The 3,073-nt window shown below is 65.8% G+C and carries 3 protein-coding genes and 1 pseudogene; 1 reads left to right on the forward strand and 3 read right to left on the reverse strand.

The genetic code is table 11. The annotated features are described in order from the left end of the window. Window positions 1–45: 45 nt before the first annotated feature. The 3 genes and pseudogenes from AX702_RS21660 to AX702_RS24285 all read right to left on the reverse strand — a co-directional run. Window positions 46–924 carry an AAA family ATPase gene (locus tag AX702_RS21660; RefSeq protein ID WP_009824028.1) on the reverse strand — a complete coding sequence of 293 codons (879 nt, stop codon included), beginning with the start codon at window positions 922–924 and terminating at the stop codon, window positions 46–48. Then, the gene (locus AX702_RS12985; RefSeq protein WP_241527248.1) at window positions 851–1,963 is read right to left on the reverse strand and encodes a Mu transposase C-terminal domain-containing protein; all 1,113 of its coding nucleotides are present in this window, start codon (window positions 1,961–1,963) and stop codon (window positions 851–853) included. The genes AX702_RS21660 and AX702_RS12985 overlap by 74 nt, the downstream gene beginning before the upstream one ends. Before the next feature lie 138 nt (window positions 1,964–2,101). Continuing rightward, window positions 2,102–2,251: pseudogene (locus AX702_RS24285) on the reverse strand (Mu transposase C-terminal domain-containing protein); the annotation flags it as partial. Window positions 2,252–2,442: 191 nt separating this feature from the next. Here AX702_RS24285 and AX702_RS12990 point away from each other — a divergent pair. After that, window positions 2,443–3,015 (forward strand): recombinase family protein, encoded by a 573-nt coding sequence (locus tag AX702_RS12990; RefSeq protein WP_007407197.1) that lies wholly within the window; start codon window positions 2,443–2,445, stop codon window positions 3,013–3,015. Window positions 3,016–3,073 lie beyond the last annotated feature (58 nt).

The following is a 3,073-nucleotide window of genomic DNA, read 5'->3' on the forward strand; positions in this document are numbered from 1 at the left end:
TGTAAACGCTCGCGCTAAATGGCGGCGTTCTGATCGCGCTATTTGTCAGTTGCCGGGTCCGATGACGAGGCAATCGCGCGCGGCCTGAACGATGTCAGCGGTGACCTCCTCGACGCGGTTGAGGGTCATGATCCGCCGCATCTGCGCGAACAGGCGCTCCATGAGCCGGAAGTTGCCGCGCGTGATGCGGATCACGGCTGCCTGCGCTTCGATCGCGTCGAGTTGGGCCGGGTCGAAGCTGATCCCGAAATCGCCGGCGTGGGTCGCGAGCAGCAGCCGCATTTCGGTCTCGGTAAGCGGTTTGAACTCGTGGACGAAGCCGATCCGCGAGTAGAGCTGGGCATAGCGGGCGAGGCGCTTCTCCAAGCCCGGCATACCCATCAGGATCAGCCCGAAGCCGTGGCGATCGGCCATGTCGCGGAGATGTTCGAGCGACTTTATGGTCAGGCGGTCGGCCTCGTCGACGATGACGAGGGGGCAGGCGATGCGGGCGGCGTCATGGGTGATTTCGTCCTGCGAGCCGCCCGCGACCGTCAGCCGGGCATAGCCCAGCTTAATGAGGTTGAGGCCCAACACCGCGTCGATCGTCTTGGGCGTGTTGCTGACCGACACGGTGTAGAAGACGGCGCGGCAGCGAGCGACCTTTTCGCCAAGGAGCGCGGCAATGGGACGGAGCGCGGCATATTCCCCCAGGTCGGGGAAGCTGGAAAACTCGCGCGCCGATCGCGTCTTTCCGACGCCCGGCCGGCCATGACACACGCCGATATAGCGGTAGTGCGCGCAGGCTTCGGCAAACTCGACGAACCGGGCATGTTCGCGGGTCGCCAGGAACGGCTGCTCGACCAGGAACTCAATCGTCAGCGGCGTAGAGCCGGAGCCCTCGGTAGGTGGTGGGCCGGGAAGCCGTATCCTCTTGGTCGCCATCGAAGGTCTCCGTGGGGGCAGGCACCTGCTTGTCGCGCTCCTTCGCGCCGCGCCGGGCGCGCTGGATCGCGCGCAACGACGGGTGCCCAGCGTGCTCGGAGCTGAGCGCACGGCAGACGAACCGGCCCTGGTGGTAGACGTGGATCTCGGTCAGGTCGCGGGGGTCATAGACCGCCTCGACCTGCTCGCCGACGAAGGCCGCGAGCGTGGGTTCGACATAGCGCCTGCCCATCAGACGGATGCCGTCGCGCAGCACTTTACGGGGCTTGGGCACGTGCACGAGCAGCATGTCGAGCTGTTCAAGGCTGTCGGGCATTGCGGGCAGGAACCCGCCCTTCTGCCAGCGCGTGATCGGCGGTTCGCCGGTGCTGCCATGCGGGCGACGATGATAGACGCCGCACACGAACGCCTCGAAGCGGGCGCGCAGCTCGTCGAGCGTGAGCACTGGCGCCGACAGCGGCTTGCCCGCGATCAGGTGGCCGGGCAGGTCGGGCAGGAACATGTCGTTGATGGTGCGGAACAGCCGCTCGATCTTGCCGCGCCCGCGAGGACGCCCCGGCAGCGAATGGATGAGGCGGATTTTGAGGGCGATGCACGCCTGCTCGATATGCTCGGAGATGAAATCCGAGCCGTTGTCGACGTAAAGCTGTTCGGGAATGCCGCTGACGATCCATTCGGGATTGGGCTTGCGCCAGATCGCCTGCCGCAAGGCGAGCGCCGTGTTGAGGGCACTGGGGGCATCGAGGCTGAGGAAGTAACCGGCGATGGCTCGGCTGTGATCGTCAACGATGACGGTCAGCCAAGGACGCACCGGGGTTCCGGCATCATCGAGCACGAGAATGTCGAGAACGGTATGATCGGCCTGCCACATCTCGTTCGAGGTCGCGGCTTCGCGCCGATGCACTAGCTCGTGCTGGTCGCGGTAGACGGCCGGATCGGAGGCTGCGGCGATCTGGCTTGCCGGTATCGCCCTGACGACACGCGCGACGGCCGCATAGCTGGGGGTTCGGTGTCCATGCGCGATGGCGAGTTCCTGCACCTTTCGGTGAATGGCGGCGACCGGGGGTCGCGGGCGCTTGGTGGCGAGAGTGCGGGTCAGTTCGACCAGATGTTCCGGCAGGTGCAGCCTGCCCCGATCGTTGCGCGGCAGACGCGCGAGACCGGCAAGTCCTTCGGCACGGTAGCGCCCGAGCCAGCGCTGCAACGTCCGCTCGCTCAGCGTGCCGGTGCGGGCGAGGTCCGCGAGCGGGATGCCATCGGCGAGGTGCGGTTCAAGGACGCGGTAGCGCTCGATCGCCAGCGGCGGGACAAGCGCCGGATGCGTCACCGCCGACGGTCCGTGTCGCAGGTAAGGAAAACGGAGATTTGCCTGCCCATCGCCATGCGAGTCCGCTCGCGTTGCCAAACCGGCCTGTTCGACGTAAATCTACCCGGTAAAGAAAACTAGGGCAACATAGACCTGCCGACGACGACTTTCTTCCCAAACCGCGCCCGATCGGGGCGCCACCGGCCCTACGCATGAAAATCGGTTACGCCCGCGTATCGACCGCCGAGCAGAACCTGGACCTCCAGCGTGATGCGCTGAAGGCTGCCGGCTGCGAGAAGGTCATCACCGACAAGGCCTCCGGGGCGACTGCCGCTCGCCCTGGATTGGAAAAGGTGAAGGAGCTGCTTCGCGCCGGCGACACACTGGTGGTCTGGCGCCTCGACAGGCTCGGCCGCTCGCTCCGTGATCTGATCGGATGGATGACCTACCTCGACGAGGAAAAGGTCGGGCTGCTGAGCCTGCACGAGGCGATCGACACGACCACCACGTCGGGCAAGCTTACCTTCCACCTGTTCGGGGCATTGGCGGAGTTCGAGCGCAACCTGATCCGCGAGCGGACCCAGGCCGGTCTCACCGCAGCCCGCGCTCGCGGCAAGAAGGGTGGCCGGCCGGCCGCACTCGGCAAGGACAAGCGCGACCTGGCCGTCAGGCTCTACCACGAGAACACGATGCCGATCGCCAAGATTTGCTCGATGCTCGGCATCTCCAAGCCAACACTCTACGCCTATGTGCGATCGGCCGAGACCAAGCCGGTAGCCGCGTAGCGACGCTCGCCGACAAATAGCGCGATCAGAATGCCGCCACTTAGCGCGAGCGTTTACA

Source organism: Sphingomonas sp. CCH5-D11 (genome assembly GCF_001557395.1).
Classification (GTDB): domain Bacteria; phylum Pseudomonadota; class Alphaproteobacteria; order Sphingomonadales; family Sphingomonadaceae; genus Sphingomonas.